Consider the following 2665-nt stretch of genomic DNA (forward strand, 5'->3'; position numbering starts at 1 on the left):
ATGTAGAGGAAGATGTCCCGCTCCGCGTCCTCGGCCGCGAGGAGCAGGATCTGCGCGCAGATCTGATTCGCCGACGCCTCGGTGACCTCGGTGCCGAGGAAGATGATCCGTTCCTTCAGCAACCGCTCGAAGACCCGGTCGTCGAACACCGCCTGCCGATCGTCGAGCATCCAGATGCCACCCATCACCGCGCACCTCCGTACCGCCGGTGGGCGGTGGACCGCCCGGGAACCCGGCGGTCTCCAGCGTCCGCCGGGCGCACGGTCGCGGCCCAGGCTTTCTGCCCGGGGCAGATCCGCCCTCGGCAGAAGCTACGCGGCGACCGGCCGCCGCCGGCCCGCGCGGGCCCGCCGCCGGGCCAGCGTGACGGAGGTACGCGGACGGGGGCGGGCGGTCGGGGCGGAGGGAGCCGGCCAGATCCGGATGCCGCCACCGAACCCGATCGGCGTGGCGGCGCCGAGGGGCGCGCCGAGCGGCGCCGGCCCGGGGCCCAGGGGCCGCAGCGTGCCGCCGAGCAGCGGCGTGGCGGTGACCGGCCGACGGGCGACGTGCGGCCGGAGCGAGACGGCGGGCCGGCGGGACACGGGCGGCCGGGACGACACGGCCGGACGGCGCGTGACGGACAGCCGGGGCGGGCCGACCCGCAGCTGCGGCCCGGTGCGTGCGACCGGCACCCGGTCGAACCGGGCCGCCGAGACTCCGGGGACGACCGGCGTCGGCCGCTCGCGGCGCAGCTCGTCACGGGCTTCTTCGAGCAGGTCGGCGAGGTGGATCCCGAGCGCCCGGCAGATCGCGGCGAGCACCTCGGAGGAGGCCTCCTTGCGTCCGCGCTCGACCTCGGAGAGGTAGGGCAGGGAGACGCCGGCGGCCTGGGCCACCTCGCGCAGCGTGCGGCCCTGGCGCAGGCGGATGCGCCGGAGCACCCCGCCGATCACCCGTCGCAGCAACGACATGCCGGCCTCCTCGCGGTCGGGCGCCCCGGACTTACCCATCATGCCCTCTCCACGCCTCCGGCAGCGGCCCCGACGGGTTCCGATCGTCACCCGGCGGGCCGCGTCCCCGCGTACCCGTTATCTTGTGGGCGTGCAGGTGGCGGAGCAGGACCGACGGTGATCCATTTTCCCGCGCAGCGGCGAGGGCCGCTGAGCGCGCTGAGCCTGCGCCTGCTCGCCGCTCTCGGCCTGGTCTTCGCCACGGTGTTCGTGGTGTGGCTCGACCGCGACGGCTACCGCGACGTCGACGACAGCGGCCTGAGCCTGCTCGACTGCTTCTACTACGTGGTGGTCTCGCTCTCCACCACCGGGTACGGCGACATCACGCCGGTCAGCTCGTCGGCTCGACTGGCGAACGTCCTGTTCGTCACCCCCGCCCGGGTGCTTTTCCTGATCATCCTGGTCGGCACCACCCTGGAAGTCCTGACCGAGCAGTACCGCACCGGGCGTCGCCTGTCGCGGTGGAGGAGAACCGTGAAGGACCACGTCATCATCTGCGGCTACGGCACCAAGGGCCGCAGCGCGGTCTCCGCCCTGCTGGAGAACGGCACGGACAAGTCCAAGATCGTGGTGGTCGAGCGCAGTGGCCCGGCGCTTCGGCAGGCCACCTCGAACGGCCTGGTGACGATCGAGGGCTCGGCGACCCGCTCGTCGGTGCTGGAGCAGGCGCACGTGCGTACCGCCAAGTCGGTCATCATCGCGACCGACAGCGACGACGCCTCGGTGCTGGTGGCGCTCACGGTCCGGCAGCTCACCGCCGGTCAGGTGCGGATCATCGCGGCGGTACGCGAGGCGGAGAACGCGCCGCTGCTCAAGCAGAGCGGCGCGCACCACGTGATCGTCTCGTCGGCCACGGCCGGGCGGCTGCTCGGCCTGTCCACCTCGGCCCCGCCCCTGATCGACGTGGTGGAGGACCTGCTCACCCCGGGGCAGGGCATGGCGCTGGCGATGCGGTCGGCCGAGCGCGACGAGGTGGGCCGTTCTCCGCGTGAGCTGGAGTCGCTGGTCATCGCGCTGGTCCGCCGGGGCAAGGTGGTCACGCTCAACGACCGTGCCGGCGCGGTGATCGAGACCGGCGACATGCTGGTCCACGTCCGCGACGACCGGCCGCAGGCCACCACGGCGCTCTGACCCGGCCCCGCTGAGCGCCGGCGGTCAGCAGGCGCCCGGGCCGCCCTCCGCCATCACTTCGCCGCAGGTCGACGACCGGCCCTGGGTGGCCCGTCGCAGCAGGTCGTAGAGCAGGTCCCGCTCGCCGGGCGCCAGCGCGCCGAGAACTTCCTCCTCGGCTCCGGCGAGCGCGCACTCGGCCTCGCGCAGTCGCTTCGTGCCCGCCTCGGTGAGGCGTACCTCGTGCCGGCGGCGGTCCTCCGGGGAGCGGCGGCGCTCGGCCAGGCCGTCCGCCTCCAGGTCGTTGAGCAGCCCGACCACGTTCGTGCTGTCGAGCTGGAGCGTGCCGGCGAGCGCCTGCTGGCTGATGCCGCCGGAGTCGCGCAGCACGGTGAGCGCCACCAGGTGGCGGGGGCGCAGGCCCAGCGGGGCCAGCACCGACTCCGAGCGCAGCCGCATCCGCCGGGCCAGGTGGTCGAGCAGGGGCCCGGAGCGGCGCTCGGACTCCTCGACCGGTGCGGCGGACATGTGACCCAGTTTACGCGCTCCGAGGAACATCGACC

Annotated in this window: 4 protein-coding genes; 1 reads left to right on the forward strand and 3 read right to left on the reverse strand. The window is 74.0% G+C overall.

Annotation, left to right across the window (positions count from 1 at the left end; all coding sequences use genetic code 11):
* Positions 1-185 (reverse strand): ATP-dependent Clp protease proteolytic subunit (locus KBX39_RS28340; RefSeq protein ID WP_210873467.1); only part of this gene is annotated, 185 nt, incomplete at its 3' end.
* Between the two features lie 126 nt (positions 186-311).
* Positions 312-953: a helix-turn-helix domain-containing protein gene (locus KBX39_RS28345; RefSeq protein WP_043330676.1), complete on the reverse strand. Its 642-nt coding sequence runs from the start codon at positions 951-953 to the stop codon at positions 312-314.
* A 156-nt stretch (positions 954-1109) separates the two neighbouring features.
* Here KBX39_RS28345 and KBX39_RS28350 point away from each other — a divergent pair, with 156 nt between their 5' ends.
* Positions 1110-2123, forward strand: coding sequence for a TrkA family potassium uptake protein (locus tag KBX39_RS28350; RefSeq protein WP_043326951.1), 1014 nt, complete (start codon positions 1110-1112; stop codon positions 2121-2123).
* 24 nt (positions 2124-2147) lie between these two features.
* On the opposite strand, the gene KBX39_RS28355 is transcribed toward KBX39_RS28350, so the two are convergent.
* A complete protein-coding gene (locus KBX39_RS28355; protein ID WP_174536704.1) occupies positions 2148-2630 on the reverse strand; it encodes a MarR family winged helix-turn-helix transcriptional regulator in 483 nt (160 codons plus the stop codon).
* Positions 2631-2665 lie beyond the last annotated feature (35 nt).

It is taken from the genome of Micromonospora sp. D75 (genome assembly GCF_018070405.1).
Classification (GTDB): domain Bacteria; phylum Actinomycetota; class Actinomycetes; order Mycobacteriales; family Micromonosporaceae; genus Micromonospora; species Micromonospora chalcea.